At 61.0% G+C, this 17,766-nt stretch carries 14 protein-coding genes and 1 tRNA gene; 3 read left to right on the plus strand and 12 right to left on the minus strand.

From position 1 onward, the window contains the following. Positions 1-33: 33 nt before the first annotated feature. Positions 34-2,049 carry an excinuclease ABC subunit UvrB gene (gene uvrB, locus ACSBPQ_RS09675; RefSeq protein WP_442681945.1) on the minus strand — a complete coding sequence of 672 codons (2,016 nt, stop codon included), beginning with the start codon at positions 2,047-2,049 and terminating at the stop codon, positions 34-36. 140 nt (positions 2,050-2,189) lie between these two features. Between uvrB and ACSBPQ_RS09680 the strand changes: the two genes are divergently transcribed. Next, entirely contained in the window at positions 2,190-2,774 is a 585-nt protein-coding gene (locus tag ACSBPQ_RS09680; protein WP_442681946.1) for a GspH/FimT family pseudopilin, read from the plus strand. A gap of 85 nt (positions 2,775-2,859) precedes the next feature. Further along, a tRNA-Asn gene (locus tag ACSBPQ_RS09685) sits at positions 2,860-2,936 on the plus strand. A gap of 317 nt (positions 2,937-3,253) precedes the next feature. On the opposite strand, the gene ACSBPQ_RS09690 is transcribed toward ACSBPQ_RS09685, so the two are convergent. The 6 genes from ACSBPQ_RS09690 to ACSBPQ_RS09715 form a co-directional block, all read right to left on the minus strand. Next, positions 3,254-3,682, minus strand: a complete 429-nt coding sequence (locus ACSBPQ_RS09690; RefSeq protein ID WP_442681947.1) for a type IV pilin protein — start codon at positions 3,680-3,682, stop codon at positions 3,254-3,256. 3 nt (positions 3,683-3,685) lie between these two features. Continuing rightward, the gene (locus tag ACSBPQ_RS09695; protein WP_442681948.1) at positions 3,686-7,189 is read right to left on the minus strand and encodes a pilus assembly protein; all 3,504 of its coding nucleotides are present in this window, start codon (positions 7,187-7,189) and stop codon (positions 3,686-3,688) included. Positions 7,190-7,200: 11 nt separating this feature from the next. Further along, positions 7,201-7,728, minus strand: coding sequence for a pilus assembly PilX family protein (locus tag ACSBPQ_RS09700; RefSeq protein WP_442681949.1), 528 nt, complete (start codon positions 7,726-7,728; stop codon positions 7,201-7,203). Next, the gene (locus tag ACSBPQ_RS09705) at positions 7,725-8,744 is read right to left on the minus strand and encodes a PilW family protein (RefSeq protein WP_442681950.1); all 1,020 of its coding nucleotides are present in this window, start codon (positions 8,742-8,744) and stop codon (positions 7,725-7,727) included. Before ACSBPQ_RS09705 ends, ACSBPQ_RS09700 begins: the two co-directional genes overlap by 4 nt. After that, positions 8,741-9,193, minus strand: a complete 453-nt coding sequence (pilV, locus tag ACSBPQ_RS09710; protein ID WP_442681951.1) for a type IV pilus modification protein PilV — start codon at positions 9,191-9,193, stop codon at positions 8,741-8,743. The genes ACSBPQ_RS09705 and pilV overlap by 4 nt, the downstream gene beginning before the upstream one ends. A gap of 78 nt (positions 9,194-9,271) precedes the next feature. Next, positions 9,272-9,805: a GspH/FimT family pseudopilin gene (locus ACSBPQ_RS09715; RefSeq protein WP_442681952.1), complete on the minus strand. Its 534-nt coding sequence runs from the start codon at positions 9,803-9,805 to the stop codon at positions 9,272-9,274. Positions 9,806-9,903: 98 nt separating this feature from the next. Here ACSBPQ_RS09715 and ACSBPQ_RS09720 point away from each other — a divergent pair, with 98 nt between their 5' ends. After that, positions 9,904-10,947 (plus strand): sensor histidine kinase, encoded by a 1,044-nt coding sequence (locus ACSBPQ_RS09720; protein ID WP_442681953.1) that lies wholly within the window; start codon positions 9,904-9,906, stop codon positions 10,945-10,947. Between the two features lie 82 nt (positions 10,948-11,029). Here ACSBPQ_RS09720 and ppnN read toward each other — a convergent pair whose 3' ends face one another. From ppnN to grxD, 5 genes are all read right to left on the minus strand, one after another. Further along, a complete protein-coding gene (gene ppnN / locus ACSBPQ_RS09725; RefSeq protein WP_442681954.1) occupies positions 11,030-12,424 on the minus strand; it encodes a nucleotide 5'-monophosphate nucleosidase PpnN in 1,395 nt (464 codons plus the stop codon). A gap of 106 nt (positions 12,425-12,530) precedes the next feature. After that, positions 12,531-15,806 carry a TonB-dependent receptor gene (locus ACSBPQ_RS09730; protein ID WP_442681955.1) on the minus strand — a complete coding sequence of 1,092 codons (3,276 nt, stop codon included), beginning with the start codon at positions 15,804-15,806 and terminating at the stop codon, positions 12,531-12,533. A 235-nt stretch (positions 15,807-16,041) separates the two neighbouring features. Beyond that, positions 16,042-16,635, minus strand: coding sequence for a YhgN family NAAT transporter (locus ACSBPQ_RS09735; RefSeq protein ID WP_442681956.1), 594 nt, complete (start codon positions 16,633-16,635; stop codon positions 16,042-16,044). Then, a complete protein-coding gene (locus tag ACSBPQ_RS09740) occupies positions 16,632-17,375 on the minus strand; it encodes an SDR family NAD(P)-dependent oxidoreductase (RefSeq protein WP_442681957.1) in 744 nt (247 codons plus the stop codon). Before ACSBPQ_RS09740 ends, ACSBPQ_RS09735 begins: the two co-directional genes overlap by 4 nt. Next, positions 17,372-17,692, minus strand: a complete 321-nt coding sequence (gene grxD / locus ACSBPQ_RS09745; RefSeq protein WP_442681958.1) for a Grx4 family monothiol glutaredoxin — start codon at positions 17,690-17,692, stop codon at positions 17,372-17,374. Before grxD ends, ACSBPQ_RS09740 begins: the two co-directional genes overlap by 4 nt. Between the last annotated feature and the right edge of the window lie 74 nt (positions 17,693-17,766).

Genomic DNA, 17,766 nt, shown 5'->3' on the forward strand with positions numbered 1-17,766 from the left:
ACACTTTCCCGAAAATTCTTCACGCTGCCCCGCTCAGCCGAGGCTTGCTTCCTTCAGCCGCTGGATCTGGTCACGCACGCGGGCCGCATCCTCGAACTCCAGGTCACGCGCGTGCTGGTACATCTGCTGCTCCAGCTCCTTGAGGCGCGCGGCAAGCTTGGCCGGCTCCAGTGGCAGGTACTCCGCCTCGGTTTCGGCGACGCGCCGCCCTTTGCCCTTCTGGTTGGACTTGAGCGAACCCTCCGAATGGGCGCCCTCAAGGATATCGGTGATGGGACGCGCCACGGACATCGGTACGACGCCATGGGCCTGGTTGTATTCGACCTGCTTCTGCCGGCGGCGGTCGGTCTCATCGATAGCCGCCTGCATCGAGCGGGTCATCTTGTCCGCGTACAGGATCGCCTTGCCACGCACGTTGCGGGCGGCGCGGCCGATGGTCTGGATCAGCGAGCCGGTCGAGCGCAGGAAGCCCTCCTTGTCGGCATCGAGGATCGCCACCAGCGACACCTCCGGCATGTCGAGGCCCTCGCGCAGCAGGTTGATGCCGACCAGCACATCGAACTTGCCCAGGCGCAGGTCGCGAATGATCTCCACGCGCTCCACCGTGTCGATATCCGAGTGCAGGTAGCGCACGCGGATGCCGTGCTCACTCAGGTACTCGGTGAGGTTCTCGGCCATGCGCTTGGTCAGCGTGGTGACCAGCACACGGTCGCCCATCTTGATACGCGCCGTGCATTCGGACATCAGGTCATCGACCTGGGTGCCCACGGGCCGGATCTCGACCGGAGGATCGATCAGTCCGGTGGGCCGCACCACCAGCTCGGTGATTTCATCACCCGATTCGCGCAACTCGTAGGGCCCCGGTGTGGCGGACACATAGATGCTGCGCGGCGAGCGCGCCTCCCATTCCTCGAAACGCAGCGGGCGGTTGTCCAGCGCCGACGGCAGGCGGAAGCCGAACTCCACCAGCGTCTCCTTGCGTGAGCGGTCGCCCTTGTACATCGCGCCGATCTGCGGAATGGTCACGTGCGATTCGTCGATGACGAGCAGCGCGTCAGGCGGCAGGTAATCGAACAGCGTCGGCGGAGGATCGCCGGCGGCCTTGCCGGTCAGGTGCCGCGAGTAGTTCTCGATGCCGTTGCAGTAGCCGACCTCGGCCATCATTTCCAGATCGAACTGGGTACGCTGCGCCAGCCGCTGCGCCTCCACCAGCTTGTTCTGCGCGTACAGCTGTTCCAGCCGTTCTTTCAGCTCGACCTTGATCGTCTCGATCGCCGCCAGCACCCGCTCGCGCGTGGTTGCGTAGTGGGTCTTCGGATAGATGGTGTAGCGCTGCATCTTGCGCAGGCTTTCACCGGTGAGCGGGTCGAACATGCTCAGCTGCTCGACCTCGCCATCGAACAGTTCGATGCGCACCGCCTCGCTGTCCAGCTCGGCCGGGAACACGTCGATCACCTCACCGCGCACACGGAACGTACCGCGCTGCAGCTCGTACTCGTTGCGTGTGTATTGCAACGTGGTGAGATGATTGATCAGGTCACGCTGGTCGATGCGCTCGCCCTTGGAGAGGATCAGGCGCAGCGACAGGTAGTCTTCCGGCGCGCCAAGGCCATAGATCGCCGAGACCGTCGCCACCACGATCGCATCCGGGCGCGACAGCAATGTTTTCGTCGCGGCCAGGCGCATCTGCTCGATGTGCTCGTTGATCGAACTGTCCTTCTCGATGAAGGTGTCCGACGACGGTACATAGGCCTCCGGCTGGTAGTAGTCGTAGTAGCTGACGAAGTACTCCACCGCGTTGTGCGGGAAGAACGCCTTGAACTCGCCATACAGCTGCGCCGCCAGCGTCTTGTTCGGCGCCATCACCAGCGTCGGCCGCTGCACCTGCTGGATCACGTTGGCGATGGTGTAGGTCTTGCCCGAACCGGTGACACCGAGCAGCGTCTGCTTGGCGATGCCCGCCTCGAAGTTGGCCACCAGCTTGTCGATGGCGGCAGGCTGGTCGCCGGCAGGCGAGTACGGCGAGACAAGCTGGAAATGATCGGACATGGCGGCACAAACGAAAGCGACCGGCAAGTATAGCCGCCGCCCGGATGACGGCTGGCTGAGCATCTTCCCTACACACCACCCGCCCCATTGCCGACTGCGCCACGCCACCGCCAGGAACAATGATATTCCCGCGGCCCTTCATGGAACCGGAAGGAAAGAACATGGCAAGGATGCCACCCGCTTCACTCGCTCCCGCACGTTTCAGGCAAACCGGCATCACCCTCGTGGAAGTCATTGTCTGTGCCTGCGTACTGTGGATCACCGCCGCCATCGCAGCCCCCTCAATGGACAGGCTCATCGAGCGCCAACGCGCCATCGCTGCCAACCACAACCTCATCACTCACCTCGCGCAAGCACGCATGACCGCCATCACACGCAGCGCGCCGGTGATCCTCTGCCCTTCCCGCGATGGCGCCACCTGCAATGCAAACACCGACTGGGGCGACGGTTGGCTGCTATTCCTCGACCGCGACGGTAACCGCCAACCCGATCAGCCGGCCGATATCGTGGGTGCGGACAGCACCCCGGCCTCGCGCCACCTGAGGCTCACCAGCACCGCCGGACGCAAACAGGTTCGCTACCTTCCCGATGGCCGCAGCGCCGGGAGCAACCTGACCCTTTGCATCTGCAACAAGAAAGGCGAATTGCTGAGTAGTGTGGTCGTCAACAATGCTGGCCGCGCACGCAGCAGCCGGCCTGCTGCGCCTACCGCCTGCCCCGCTTAGCACTGCGCCCAACTGCATGTTTTATCGAAAACACACGCACAAAGGCTTGCGCCGCAAGTTTCCACTACGTAGAATGCGCCTCCCCGCCCGAATAGCTCAGCCGGTTAGAGCACTTGACTGTTAATCAGGGGGTCGTTGGTTCGAGTCCAACTTCGGGCGCCAGATACATCAAGAACATAGGGTCGCTTCGGCGGCCCTTCGTTTTTCCAGCGTAGCCAAATCGTAGATGGCGCTCCAAGTCATCCATGTCGAGAGGGCGTCGCGCTTCTACAACAAGTCCGTACGCAAAAACTTCAAGGGCTTGCAATCACTCGCAAGCCCTTTCCGTTGCCATCGTATCGCCTCGCTCAAGACACCCAAAGCCAGCGGGAGAGGTTTTCGACATTTGCTTGCCGATCGCCGGAAAAGTTGTCGTCACAGAAAAAGACAACAACAGCGAGGACGCGGAGCAGGATGGTCCTCCCCGCTCCCTTCGCTGATCACCAGCACTCGGCCAGAGTGCCCGACCCGCTGTTGGTGCGGACACCTTGGGCATTAAGAGTCAAGGTACCGCACGCCCCATCTGGCTGTCTGCTGGTGGGAGCAGCTTGAATCGTGTAGTTGCGGGCAGTCACTGGGCCACTGAATCCCACTTCGTAGAAGTTGGCAAGATTGGCCTCACACGTCGGCGCGGCCGCGCCGACGTAGGTGATGTTGGTCGTGTAATGGCGCTCCATGAGCTGTGCATGCTGTTGCAGGCATGCCTCCACCGCGGCACGCCGGGATTTGATGACGTGCCGCTGGTAGCTGGGATAGGCAATCGAGGCCAGGACCGCGATGATGACCACCACGATCATCAATTCAATCAGGCTGAAACCTGCCTGCTGCCCCGCCATGCGTCGCCCATACATGTTGCCGATGAATGCCATGACTCAATTTCCCCTCTTGATTTCACGCCAGGAAACACGGCCAGTATTGCGAACATCACGACAAGGGATGGTTCTTACTTGACCATTGGAACCCGTCACGCTGATCAGGCAACGATCTTCGTCCGGATTACCCATCAAATTCGGCATGGTCGGCATACCCACCCCCATGTCCACCGAACCAACCGGTATCTGCGTGCTGCTGCCATCTGGCTTCGTGGCATTCAACGCTTCCGTGAATTTGCCGTCATCATTGACGTCGAAGAACGTTGAAGTAAGACTGGTGCCAGTGAAGGCATCCAACGCATTGAGGAAGCCACGACCATCAGAGTGGCAGGCACTGGCAGTTGGAATGGCGCTAGCAGTAAGCAATGCCGTCTCGTGCCCCCCCCCCATCACTTGGGCGGTTGTCACGATTCTCTCGCCTTCGGGAACATAACCGGGCGGCGTCAACAAATCCACGTACCACCCCTTGGACGACGCAGGCAGCTTCTCACGCTCCTGGAATGTACGTACCGCCCTGCCATTAATAACACCGGAAACCACCGTGGTCCGCTTGGTGAGATTGCCACCGCGCACCAGCGTGGACCCATCATCAACGAAACCATACATGCTCTGCACGTCCTTGTTCTGCATGTCGCCAGCCGTCATCAGACGGCCCGTGCCGAAGAACACCCAGGTCTTGTAGTTGGTCGGGTGCATCGCAAGCGTCAAACCACCGGCAATGGGCTGGCGCACGACGCTACCGTCGGCTTTGGTGTAGGTAGCCTTAAAAATCGGCTGACTGCTGTTGGCAATAGCCCAGCCGCTACTGCTGGCAGCGCTGAGGTCGAACTTCCAAACGTTACCCAGCATGTCACCGGCATAAAGGTAGTCCAGCGTTCCGTTGCCATCCATGTCCCAGCCAGCCGGCGCCGAAAGACCATTGGAATCGGCATGGTCGGCGATTGGCGAACCAACATTCGTGCTGAGCTTCTTGATAAGAGCACCAGTCTCCAAGTTATAGACCAGCAGGACAGCTCGGCCATTGGTACTATTGATGCCATTACTGACAATCAACGCCGTTATGCCGTTATTGAGTTTGGCGATGATCGGCCTGCCCTGCACCAAGCCCATGTCGTCCTCTGTGCCAGTCACCTCCCACTTGAATTTGTTTTGGTCGAAACCCGCCGGGTTGGTCACGTCCAGCACGAACAAGCCCTTGCCCCCCTTGCCCAAGCCGGCCACCAGCAGGTTCTTGTTCGGCGTCTGCTCCTTCGTTGACACAATGATGGGGCCATCGACGAAATAACGGTGACTGTAATCCGGGCGGCTCAGGGTGCCCAGATCGCTCCAGTTGATGCCATTGGGAATGAAACCAAACAGCTCGGCGCCTGTACCCCCATCAATGGCGTGCAACATGCCGTCATTGGCGCCCACGTACAAGGTGTTAGTGGTGGACACGTAAGCCGGCGAGGAACCGACGATATCGCCCAGCACGTGATTTCGATTGCGCAACGTACCGCCGTTGGCAGTTTCATGATTACGCCCACCTGCAATATAGGCAGCATTCTGCGCACCACTGACCGGGTAATTGGTAACGCCAGTGCGCTCCAGCGCATTCAATTGCGCTGTCGTGGCCGATGCCGGAAATGCGCCCGCTGTCGTGAACAGCTTGCGGTTAACCGTGGGAACGCCATCTTTCGCACGCCATGTCGGCACCGCATTGACGCCAGCACTGCTGATCGGATAGGCAGCCACATCGCCCGTCCAGGTACCAGAGACATACGTTGCCTGGAACAAACGGGAGCCAGTGTTCAGCACTTCGGAATTGTTTTCGACGTTGGAAAATGAACCCGTACGCTCAATCACTGCTGCCAGCGCGGCCTTCAGGCCTTTTTCGAACTCAGCGGGGTTGTTGGCTGCAACATAAGTTCCCCGACCATTGACGGCCGCATGCAACAAATCACTGACGCCGGTGGCGTGATTATTCTGCGGGGTTGGCCAGCCATTGATGATATTGTTACTACCATCACGATAGGTAGCGTTGCCGTTGGCCAGCACCTCATCGACACTACTCTGATCAACCGTGCCCGCCACACCCAAACCGATGGCGAAGGTAACCATGTGCTGCCAGAAAGCCGGGTTGCTGCCACTGGTTGGCACGAGGTTGTCCAAATCGCCCCGCAAGTCGGTCCGCCAGTAATACATGGCCACGTCAGCCAAGGTCGGCGAACCATCCCATGCCGTTCCGCCCATGTAGGGGGCCACCGGGGAATACTGGTAACCCGATGTGCCGTCCGGGTTGTTCACCTGCGGCCCCGTCGTACCATCGGCGTCACCGATGGTATTGTCGGTAAAACCCGACTCGTTCCAGAAGCCATCCGTAGTGAGAATTGTGAAATTCTGTCGACAGGCCAATTGATCGGCGGCCGCCGCCGGCCCATATGGCCCGCTTGTTGTGCTGTTCTGGAAATACTGGCCTGCCGCACGCAAGGCTCCGCGCAACGGCGTTGCGTTGTTGCCGCGTGCACCGAACAAGCGGTTGAACCACTGCGTACGGTTGTTGTACGCATTGGGTTCGCTGGTGGTGCCGGTATCCGAAAACAGGCCGTCGTTGTACGCCACTGGAATCGGTACGGCGTAAGTGGGCAAATTCCTGTTGGCCGCGGTATTGATGGGGCTGTCATTGGCACCATTGCTGCCGATGACGCGGAAGCCGACACGAATGTCACTACCCAGCGAAGCAAAAGCTGCACTCGCGCCTGCCTTGGCCGCCTTGTACCGGGTGCGATGGTAGGAATACCATGTGGCAAAATTCGCACGCTCCTGTGCTTCGGTGCGCCCGGTCGGCGTGATCTGGGTGCAATTGCGCCAGTTGCTGCCAGTATTCGTACTGCAATTGCGACTCGCCAGTCCCTGATTGTAATTAGGGGAAGTCCCCGAGCGCGTCGTATATTCGCTGCGCACGATCACACCATCTGTATGAATCTGGTAACGGTAGTAATTAGCCGTATTACCCAGGTAGGCTTCATCAGTCCTGCTGGTATCCTGCGGCACATAGAAGGTTTGCACGTTACTCAGCAGGTTGACTGTACCGCTGCTGGTGCTGAACGTCCCCACTCCCCCCGGCCCCACGCTCGTGTAGGGAACAAGACGCACATCGCTGTAGGCGGACGTATAACCCTGCCCACCTGTCATCAAGGTACCGTCAGGCAGCGTCCATGGCTGGTAAGTAAGAGCCGGGTTGTAATAAATGGTATTGCGTGCGTAGGTGCTAGCCTGAATAGCGACGGGCGCAACGGCAGGTACCGAATCCGGCATGTAGTTGCGATCCATCGAACCCGAATTGTCGAGGATAAACAGAATGTTCGGCGGCACGCGCGCGCCCGTGGTCAACGGGTCGGTCGGCAAGCTGATGCCCGCATTTGCCGGTGATACCAATAACGTGACGCAGAAAGCCGCCAGCATGTACAGGAAGTGCGAACCCCAAGGGCTACGCAACGGATTCTTGGCTCGGGGCATGCTCATGGCAGGCTTCCTCACTGAATGTTGTAAGTGGTTTGGAGCATCACGACGGCACGCCCGTCTTCTGCCGAAATGGCAGTAATGCGGAAACGAGGGGTCAAACACAGCTTTTCCCTCGGAATCTGACGGTCGCAGGCCGGCCAAGTTGGTGTCATGCCCATATACTCGACGATGTAGCGTGCATCCGGCATCGGGGTATTGCTATCGGCAAGGTTGTTGCTGGCAGCGCGCCAGCCGTTGAAGCTGGTATCCAGCCAACGGTCAGCTGCTGTGGTATCCGGCAGACTACACACGCCATTACTGCAACCGCTGGAAGGCACGGCAGCAACCGTCGTTGCCCGGGCCAGCACCTCGCCCTGGCGCAAGGCCGACTCGGCAGCCTGAAAGCTCAGGCTGCGATCATAGAGGTTGGCAGTCATGCGCTCTTCCATCGTGGTTCCACGCAGCACGGCCAAGCCCATGATCGTCATCAGCAGCAACAGGATGAGTACGACGAGCAACGAGGCACCCTGCTGCCGCCCGGAGAAATGAATGATCTTCATGGGTTGCGGTTCCGCAAACTGACGACATGGATCAACTGGCGCTGGATGGTTTCGCCACCTGCGCCTACGCGGTCGGTGCCGGCCAAGGTCAGGGTAATGCGTGCCGAGGTGACCTCACCCCAATTGCCGCCCACAGCGGCGGCGGCCTGATAGGTCGTCTGACCTTCGACCAGATATAGGACGCTCAGGTCGGACACGCCTTCGGCCACTTCCTGCGCAGTGACGGTGCCATTGGCGGTAGCCACCTGCTGGTACAACGAGGGACCATTGCTGCCATTGCCGATGTACCAGCGCGCGGCGCGCAGCTTGGCCAATATCGACACCGATTCAGCGCCTGCGGTAGCACTGGGACTATAATTGAGGTTACTGACGCCGTCGATATTGAGGCCAGTTCGGGCATTGCCAGGGGTGCCTGCACTGGCCGCATGGGAAATGGTAGTGCCACCGCCGCCAACCGCGGACACTTGGAAGATGGCGGCCTGCCTACCATTGCAAACCAGTGCCAGATCACCGGCGACAATGCCATGCCCGCTGTCGTTGACAGTGAAAACTGCGCCACTGGTGTCATGCGCGCTGACGGTAACCACGTTGTCATCGGCACTGAATAACTGCAGCGCTTGGGTGCCGGCAACCCGCTGGCCGGTGCCGCTACCAGTGGCCAGCCCGGTGGCGGCCGTGCCAGCGGCATAGCCTTGGAATGCGTCGGCCCAAGAGTTGATGTTGCTCCACCAATTGCCACCGGAGTTGTTGAGCACGTTGGCAATGGGCAGATTGTTGACGCAGGGGTTGCCGGCGGCCTCGCGCAAATCACGCGACATCAGCTCGAAGGCAACGCGCGTTCCCTCTTGCAAGCGCCCCACGCCCTCGGTGGCGCGATAAACCTGTCGGTTGGAAAGGAAGATGCCAACGGCCGCGCCCACCACCAGCAAGCCGATCAGCATGGCAATCATCAATTCGATCAGGCTGAAACCCGCCTGCGAACGCAGACGCCAGCGCTGGATACTCTTCGCCGTCATAGCTGCACCTTGGTCCGGAAGATTCTTGCCGTGCTGCCTGCCACCTTGCCGCCAGCAGCCGCATCGCTGGCGTGGCTTTCATCCCATCGCAACTGGATTTCACAGATACCCGTGCCCGCATTGCAGGCGATGTTGCCGCAGCCCGAAGTATCGGCAGCCGCCAGACCCAAAGCGGTGCGCCAACCATTGATCCAGGCCGTGGTGTCGGCAGCGGCAAGCGAGCTCGTACCCGGGCCGGCACAAATGAAACCGCCGGTGTTATAGCCACCCGACAATGCCGCGTCGCGATTGGCACGCATGGCCTCAAGCGCCGCATAGGCCGAGATGACCGCCTGACTACGTTCCAACGACCCTTGGCTGTTGCGCAGCGCTACTGTCTGCATGGCGGCAATGCCCAGTAATCCGATGGCCATTACCAATACCGCGATCATGACTTCGATGAGGCTCATGCCCCGCCCATTTACCGGGCGGCAGTACAGCCTGCGCCTGCGAAAATTCTGTTTCACCTGAACCACCTCGTTCAGCCGTTATGGACAGGCGCCTGACGCCTGCTGGATGGATACCCGGGAGCCGCTGGCCAGTTGCACGACCCGTTGGTTGTCGGGTGGGCGAGTCGTGTCGATGCAGACCGTGACATTCGCCGTGGCCAGCAAGCCGCTGCCGTCACGGGCCAGCCCATCGGCACTGAAGGTGACGTCGTCCACATCCGCACTGATCGTCGCCTTGCCATTGCCCGAGAACTGCCTGAGAACCTCGTTGTTCCGGGCAGCCAACACGATGGACCGGGACCAGTCGCTGCCGGAGCAGGCGGCACCATCGGCAGACGGGCACAGGGTCACCCGGCCATTCAGGCGCACCGCCTCGGAACGCGCATATTGGATGACCGCCACCAATTCATTGGCTTGGGAAGTCAAACGGTCGCTATTGATGAGTGCGGAAAAATTGGGCGCGGCAATGGCCATCAGGATGGCCAGTACCGCCACGGTCACCATCAGCTCCAGCAAAGTGAAGCCGCGCGCCCGCCCGGCGCCGCCTTTCATCCCCAGCATGGAATTCCCCATCCACCGATTCGATCGCTGTACGCTAATGAAATCCCTGACACAATCGCCAGCACATGCCGACAGGCGGCAGCATTCCAGCCACCAACGGCCCATAGCTCATGCCCCTGCCCATCTACGCCCGCACGATTGAGCGCACGCGCCTTCCTCTGGAAGTGTTGTGGCAGCCATCCAGCCTCATTTTCATCGTGCTGGCCGGCGAGTTGCTGGCGGTGATTCTGGCGCTCGCTCCCGGTATTGGGGGAAGCCGTTGGGTGCACTTCGGCCTGACCTCACTGTTGATCCAGTGGATCAGCCTGCTGACCTTGGGTGTACTTGCCGTGCTGCGCCATTCACTGGGCAAGCTACGTCCACTGGGCGTGGCCTATTTCACGCTTGCTACCCTGCTGGTGACCACCAGCGGCGTGTGCTCGCTGGTATGGCTGCTGCTGCACCAGCAACTGATGTTGCCCCACGAAGCTTGGCGCGCCCTGTGGCTCCAGTTCAGCGGCATTGCCTTGGCCGTGGGCTTGATCGGCGTGGCGATCTTCCGCAATTACTGGAATGCGCGACAACTGGCCATACAGGCCAAGCAGGCGGAACTGGAGGCACTGCAGGCGCGTATCCACCCCCACTTCCTGTTCAATACGCTGAACACCGGCGCCGCACTGGTACACGAGCAACCGGAAAAGGCCGAGCAGTTGCTGCTGGACCTGGCCGACCTGTTCCGCGCCGCACTGGCGGGACCCAGCCTGATTCCCCTGCATGAAGAGCTGCTGCTGGCACGTCGCCACGCCGAGATCGAGCAGCTCCGCTTCGGCCCGCGCATGCGTGTCGAATGGGCATTGCCGGAGGCGCTGCCCGACCTGCCGGTACCCATGCTGTCGATCCAGCCGCTGGTCGAGAACGCCATCCATCACGGCGTGGAACTCTCCACCACAAGCTGCCTGCTGCGCATCGCCGTGGAATCCGATGCCACCCAAGTGCAGGTCAGCGTGAGCAATGACCTACCGCCCACCCCCACATCCATGCGTGCCGGGCATGGCGTGGGCCTGCGCGCGGTGCGCGAGCGCGTAGCAGCAATGGGGGGGCGCGTGGAAACACGCGCCGATGATGGGCGATATCAGGCGACCATCACGTTCGTCACTCACCACGAAGTGCGGTAGGAGCGCAGCTTGCTGCGCGATGAGGCTTTCCCGGTGAAGCCCATCGCGCAGCAAGCTGCGCTCCTACGGGTTGCCCGTTCCCTCAGGTCACCACCTGGTAACAGGGGCGATACTCGCCGGAAATCTTCATCCGGCGCTGTTCGACGAAGGCGCGCAGCAGGCCATCGAGCGCGTGCATCATTTCCGCATCGCCGTGGATCTTGAACGGCCCGAACTCCTCGATGCGACGCATGCCCTCCTCCTTCACATTGCCGGCGACGATGCCGGAAAACGCGCGACGCAGGTCCGCTGCCAGTTCGGGGGCCGGACGACCACGATGCAGGTCGAGTGCCGCCATCGCCTCATGGGTGGGAACAAACGGATGCTGGTACTCGGCCGGAATCTCGACCGACCAGTTGAAGAAGAATGAATCCTTGTGCGCCAGCCGGTATTCGCGCACCCGCTTGATGCCTTGGGCCATCTTGCGTGCGACCGCCACCGGATCGCCGATGATGATTTCATAGCGCTCGGCGGCCTGCTCACCCAGCGTCAGGCGGATGAAGCGGTCGATCTGTTCGAAATACGGCGCGGCGATTGCCGGGCCGCTGAAAATCAACGGGAATGGCAGCGCCTGGTTTTCTTCGCGCAGCAAAATACCCAGCAGATACAGGATTTCCTCCGCCGTCCCCACACCGCCCGGGAATACGATGATGCCGTGACCGAGACGCACAAACGCCTCAAGGCGCTTCTCGATATCGGGCATGATCACCAGATGGTTGACGATCGGATTGGGCGATTCGGCGGCGATGATCCCCGGCTCGGTGATGCCGATATAGCGCATATTGCCCTTGCGCTGTTTGGCATGAGCGATGGTGGCGCCCTTCATCGGCCCCTTCATCGCTCCCGGACCACAGCCGGTGCAGATATCCTGGCCGCGCAGTCCCAGCTCATAGCCGACCTGCTTGGTGTAAAGGTATTCCTCGCGGGAAATGGAATGGCCGCCCCAGCACACCACCAGATTCGGCTCACTGGGCTGCAGGATGTGCGCATTGCGCAGCACCCCGAACACGGCATTGGTGACACCTTCGGAGGTTTCCAGGTCCGAGGCGTATTCCGGGCCGAGCTCGATGGCCATGTAGGCCAAGTCACGTACCACGGAGAACAACAGCTCGGCGATACCGCGGATGATCTCGCCGTCGACAAACGCCATGGCCGGAGCGTTGCTCAGGTCGATGCGCACGCCACGATCCTGCTGCGCCACCTGGATATCGAAATCCGGATACAGGTCACGCGCCGCACGCGGATCATCTGAGGCGCTGCCGCTGGTCAGCACCGCCAGCGCGCAACGGCGCAGCAGTTCGTGCATGCCGCCGCTGGAGGCATCGCGCAGCCGCGCCACCTCCGCCCGCGACAGCACATCCAGCCCGCCACGCGGGTAGATACGCGCATCCTGCACCGGCAGCGCACGCGCCATACCTTCCTTCCTGCTCTTTTCCATCGTCATTCCATCCATATCGGCGATCGACTTTAGCGCCGCCCCCACAAAAAGGAAAACGGCCGGGTTGCCCCGGCCGTTCTCGGTTCACATCCGATCAGTCAAACGATCAGAACTGGTAGCGGAAGCCCAGCTGGACAGACCACTGGGAGATGCCATTGGTATTTCCGTCGCTGTCAGTCGGGACCCCGACCGCACCAGGCTGGCCGAACTGGGTACCCGAACGGTAGCCGTACACGTACTTGCCAGTGGCCTTGTCGATACCGATCAGACTGGCAGCGGCCTCATTACCGTTGAAGCCGTAATCCAGGATATGACCCCAATCCTTGTTGATCATGTTGCCGATGTTCTGGATGTCCATCCAGATCTGCGACTTGTGACCCTTCATGAAGCCCGGCAGGTCCTGGCTGATACGCACGTCAAACGTGTTCACCCACTTGGAGCGCAGCGCGTTCTCCGGCACGTAGGTGCCGGCATAACCGGCGAGTTCCTTCTTGCCCTCGGCCCACTTCCAGAAGTCCGCTTCCATCTGCGGGTTGGCAGTGAACACACCGGAGCTGCTCAGCGAACCGAACAGCACGTCGCCCGGACCGGACGGCATGTAGAACAGGTCGTTGAAGGTGCGGCCATCACCGTTGGCGTCGCCGGCAAAGATCATGCTGTACGGACGGCCACTACGACCTTCGTACACCAGGCCCACCTTGGTCTCATAGTCACCGAAGAACTTGTGCTTCCAGTTCAACGAACCGGAGATACGGTCCTTGATCTCGTAACGCGAGGTGCCGGCTGTGTTCTCGTTAACGTTGAAGTTGTACTGGCCACCAAAGCCCGAGCCGGCGGTGGAGCTGGTCAGCGCGCCTACTTCCGTCGCATTGGTATAGGTGTAACCCAAGCTCCAAGACCAGTCGCTGTCCGGCGCCCACGGCTTGTTCAACATCACGGTCAGCTGGCGGCTGTGGCCCTTGCTGGTGTTTTCCAGCAGGTACACGTCACCGAAATAAGCATTGCGGCCGTATCGATTGTTGCTGGTGCTGGAGAAGTTACCGGCATTCGGGTTCCAGTACATCATGCGGCCATAGGCATCCTGATAGCCCGGGCCAATGTTCAGCGTGTTGTAGTAGATGCCGTTGTTGACTTCCGACAGCAGCACTTCCGCCGACGCAACGATGCCGTACCACGGGGTTTCGACGTCAATAGCCAGATTCGTCTTCCAGACCGACGGCATTTCGAAGTCGTCGGAAATGACGTTGACGTTCTGCACCGGCGGCTGGCCACCGGTCGGGTTCTGGGTGAGACCGTTCGGATTGAACTTGATGTTCTGCCAATCGGTCAGGTTCTGGTAAGCCAGATAGTTCAGGCCGGTGCTCTGGTAGGAGTTACTGATCCACACCTGCGGAGCATCCCCCTGGAACAGGCCCACGCCACCGCGCACCTGCATCAGACGATCGGTGTCGAAGGTGTAGTTGAAGCCGAAACGTGGCTGGATCAGGAACTTGTCGCTGAGCGAGTTGCTGTTGTTGATGCCGAAGCCACCGGTGTGGCGCGCACCGCACAATGCTGTATTGGCCGCACCCGGCGCAGCCGAGAAACAGGCATTGAATTCAGGGTCGCGATCAGTGGTGATCTGGTCAGCGCGCACACCCAAGGTCAACGTCAGGTTGTTGTTGACGTACCAGGTGTCCTGCAGAAACAGACCGAGGTTGCGGTTGCTGTACTGGGCAGCGATGGCACCCGGGTTGGTCAGGTTGGCGTTCAGGTCGTAGTCGAAGTACTCGCCACGCTCAAACGCGTCAATGCCGTAGAAGCTGTAGTTGCCCCAGGCGTCCTGCAGGAAGAAGTTGTAGATCTCGTTGTCACTGAACTCGGCGCCGAACTTGACGTCGTGATCACCAATGGTCCAAGTGGCGGCGCCGAAGTAATTCCAGGTCTTGGTCTGCAGGGCGTTACCCATCGAGCTGCGCTCGGTACCAAAACGGATGTAGTCACCGTTGGTGACCTGGTTGCTATCGTTGCCATCGTCAAAATAGACGCTGATCAACGGCGCATTGGTCGGATTGACGCGCACAGCGGAGTAATCGCGGTAGGACACCTTGAACTCGGTCGAGAAGGTATCGCTCCAATCGCTGAACACCTGGCCGACGACACTTTCAACGGTCTTGACGTGGTTGAACCACGACGAGCTCAGCGGAAGGGCCGATGCGCTCGGAGTGCTCGGACGAACGCGATCCTGTTCCAGCTTGCTGTAACGGACGTTCGCACGGTGCGCTTCGTTGATGTTCCAGTCCAGCTTGACGGCGTATTCCTCAAGGGTGGTATCGCCGTTGCCGCTGCCTTCCGGCGTACCGGCATCGATACCCCACTTGTCCTTGGCGATGCGGATGACATCGGCGAGGTCAGCGGCATTGAAGTCCGCGTTCGGGTTGAACAGCGGCGAGCTGGACAGGTCCGGCGAAGGCGCCGACTTGGTGTACTTCTCGTAGTTGGCAAAGAAGAACAGCTTGTCCTTGACGATCGGGCCACCGAAGGTCATGCCGTAGGTTTCTTCCTTGCCGAATTCGGCATAATCCAGATTGGTCTGCGGGTGCTTGCCGTACCAGTCGGCATCGCGCATGTAGCCATACACCGAGCCGTGGAACTCATTGGTACCGGACTTGGTCACGGCGTTGATGTTGGCACCGGCGGCACCGGCGATGGTGACATCGTAGTTGGACAGGCTGATATCCATCGCTTCGATGGCTTCCATCGAGACCGGCTGGCGCTGGGTCGGCATGTTGTTGCCTTCCAGACCGAAAGTGTCGCTAGCCGACACGCCATCAATAGTGACTTTGTTGAAACGCGGGTTCATACCGCCGGCCGAAATCGAGCCAGAAGCGCGGTCGGTGAAGGCGACTCGCGGGTCAAGACGCATGTAGTCCTGAATGTTGCCATTCATCGACGGCAGGGCTTCGATGGTCTGACGATCGACAGCAGTACCGGAACCCATTTTGGTGGCGCTGAACACTTCCGAACCACCGCCCACAGCCATGACCTGCACCGCCTCCAGAGTGGTCGCAGCCAGATCGCCAGTCAGCGCGGCGTTGATGGTGCTGGTCTGATTCAGCGTCAGGTAGACACCCTCTTCGGTCTTGGTACCTTCACCAGGCTTGGTGATGGTGACGGTGTAGGGGCCACCCACACGCAGGCCGCGCGCGTTGTAACGACCTGAGGCATCGGTCGTTGCGCGACTTACTGAACCCGACTCGACATGGGTGATGGTGACTTCAGCACCAGCCACCGGCGAGCCGCCATTGTTGACGACCTGGCCGCCGACGCCGGCGGAGGTGCTCTGGGCAAACGCAGGCGCAGCCGCAAGTGCGGCCACGAGACCAAGGGCAAGCTTGGACATCCGAATGCGTGGGTGATTCATTGTGGGTAGCCTCGATACGAGTTGGCGATTGAGAAAAAACGCGATCCATCAGCCCCGGGGTCAACCGGGCGCCTGATCGGCTTGAATCTGGGTCCCTTCCGGAGCGGTTTCAGTCGCAACGGTTAAGATAAGGTTAACACGTTAGACGCCAAATATGACTGCAACAAGACAATCGTGACGCAGCGCAACAACCCCGGCTTTTCGGATCAACGGGTTAGCCGAGCGACGCCAGGTAGGCGGCAATACCATCCAGCAGCATCTGCACCGAAAGAGCGACGAGCAGCATGCCCATCAGCCGCTCCAGCGCCGTCAGTGCGCGCGCCCCGAGTACCTTGTAAAGCAGGGTAGCGGACATCAGGATCGCGGCGGTCGCGCCCCATGCCAACAGCAGCGCCACACTCCAGTCCAACAGCCGGCCGGGCTCGTTGCTGCCCATCAGCATGACCGCAGCCATGCCCGAAGGGCCGGCGATCAGCGGGATGGCCATCGGCACGATGAACGGCTCACCGTCCGGCACCGCCCCCATCAGTCCTTCCGGACGCGGGAAAATCATGCGGATACCGATCAGGAACAGCACGATGCCGCCGGCGATGGCGACGGACTCCTGGCGCAGATGCATCAATTCCAATGCGTACTTGCCGACCCACAGGAAGGCCATCAGCACCACCAGCGCGATCAGCAGCTCGCGCACCAGCACGATGCGCTGCCGGCGGGGCGGCAGCGGCTTCAGCAGACTCAGGAACACCGGGATATTGCCCAGCGGGTCCAGAATCAGGAACAGCAGCAAGGCTGCCGAAAGGATGGTCACACACCCGGTTCCATGACAGTCCCGCGCCAGCGCACCCCGTCGGCGGACAGCAACTGCACGCAGGCATGGGCATAGGCGGCCGGGTCGACCGGGACGAGGTCTTCCTCGTGGGTGTAGGCGCGGGCGCGCAAGGCGGTGCGCATTGGCCCGGGCTGCAACCCGCAAACCCTCACCGGGCCATTGCGCAATTCGTGGTGCAGGCTGTCGAGCAGGCCGCGCTGACCATACTGTGCGGCGCCGTAGCCGCCCCAGTAGGCCTGCCCCACGCGCTTGGGATCATCCAGAGTGAACACCACCGCCGCATCCTGCCGTTTCAGCAGCAGCGGCAGGCAGGCCTGCGTCAGCCAGGCGCGCGCGGTCAGGTTCACATGGATGGCCCGGGCGAATGCGGCAGGGTCGCCAAGGGCGAAAGGCGACAGCCCGGCAAAATTGGCGGCGCAGTGCAACAGCCCGTCCAGTTGCCCGAGCTCGGCTTCCAGCCGCTCGGCCAGGGTCGCGAAGTCATCGGGCGTCGCACCTTCCAGGTCCAGCGGATACAGCAGCGGCTCGGGACCGAGTTGCGCGGCGCTGTCATAGACGCGGTTGAGCTTGGCCACCTTGCGGCCCAGCAGCACCACGGTCGCCCCGGCACTGGCGCAGGCCTGTACCGCGACGGTGCCGAGTCCGCCCGCCGCGCCGGTCACCAGCACCACACGGCCTGCCAGCTCGCCGCGTCCTTCTGTCAATGTCTGTGCACTCACGCCTGGCCCGCCTCGGCAACGATGCGCTTGAGCTCGCCGGACTCCAGCAGCTCAAGGATGATGTCGCAGCCGCCGATCAGCTCGCCGTGCATGAAGAACTGCGGGAACGTCGGCCAGTTGGAATAGCGCGGCAGGTTGGCCCGCACCTCGGGAAACTCCAGCACATTGATGGTGCGCAGCTGCGTCGCGCCAGCCGCCATCAACGCCTGCACCGCACGACTGGAAAAGCCGCACATCGGGTACGTCGGCGTCCCTTTCATGAATAGAACGAGCGGGTGTTGTTCCAGTTCGGCCTGGATCTGCTCCATCACCGGCATTCAAATACTCCCAGCTGCTACGAAAGAACGGCCCATCCGGTCGGATAGACTTTCCCGTGGCTGCCAATTGTAAG

The sequence above is a fragment of the Stenotrophomonas sp. JC08 genome (genome assembly GCF_052180205.1).
In the GTDB taxonomy this organism is placed as follows: Bacteria; Pseudomonadota; Gammaproteobacteria; order Xanthomonadales; family Xanthomonadaceae; genus Stenotrophomonas.

Excerpts from the sequence above, each read along its gene's own strand:
- uvrB (WP_442681945.1), bottom strand. The coding sequence starts at position 2,049 with ATGTCCGATCATTTCCAGCTTGTCTCGCCGTACTCGCCTGCCGGCGAC.
- ACSBPQ_RS09680 (WP_442681946.1), top strand. The coding sequence starts at position 2,190 with ATGGAACCGGAAGGAAAGAACATGGCAAGGATGCCACCCGCTTCACTC.
- ACSBPQ_RS09690 (WP_442681947.1), bottom strand. The coding sequence starts at position 3,682 with ATGGCATTCATCGGCAACATGTATGGGCGACGCATGGCGGGGCAGCAG.
- ACSBPQ_RS09695 (WP_442681948.1), bottom strand. The coding sequence starts at position 7,189 with ATGAGCATGCCCCGAGCCAAGAATCCGTTGCGTAGCCCTTGGGGTTCG.
- ACSBPQ_RS09700 (WP_442681949.1), bottom strand. The coding sequence starts at position 7,728 with ATGAAGATCATTCATTTCTCCGGGCGGCAGCAGGGTGCCTCGTTGCTC.
- ACSBPQ_RS09705 (WP_442681950.1), bottom strand. The coding sequence starts at position 8,744 with ATGACGGCGAAGAGTATCCAGCGCTGGCGTCTGCGTTCGCAGGCGGGT.
- pilV (WP_442681951.1), bottom strand. The coding sequence starts at position 9,193 with ATGAGCCTCATCGAAGTCATGATCGCGGTATTGGTAATGGCCATCGGA.
- ACSBPQ_RS09715 (WP_442681952.1), bottom strand. The coding sequence starts at position 9,805 with ATGGGGAATTCCATGCTGGGGATGAAAGGCGGCGCCGGGCGGGCGCGC.
- ACSBPQ_RS09720 (WP_442681953.1), top strand. The coding sequence starts at position 9,904 with ATGCCCCTGCCCATCTACGCCCGCACGATTGAGCGCACGCGCCTTCCT.
- ppnN (WP_442681954.1), bottom strand. The coding sequence starts at position 12,424 with ATGGAAAAGAGCAGGAAGGAAGGTATGGCGCGTGCGCTGCCGGTGCAG.
- ACSBPQ_RS09730 (WP_442681955.1), bottom strand. The coding sequence starts at position 15,806 with ATGTCCAAGCTTGCCCTTGGTCTCGTGGCCGCACTTGCGGCTGCGCCT.
- grxD (WP_442681958.1), bottom strand. The coding sequence starts at position 17,692 with ATGCCGGTGATGGAGCAGATCCAGGCCGAACTGGAACAACACCCGCTC.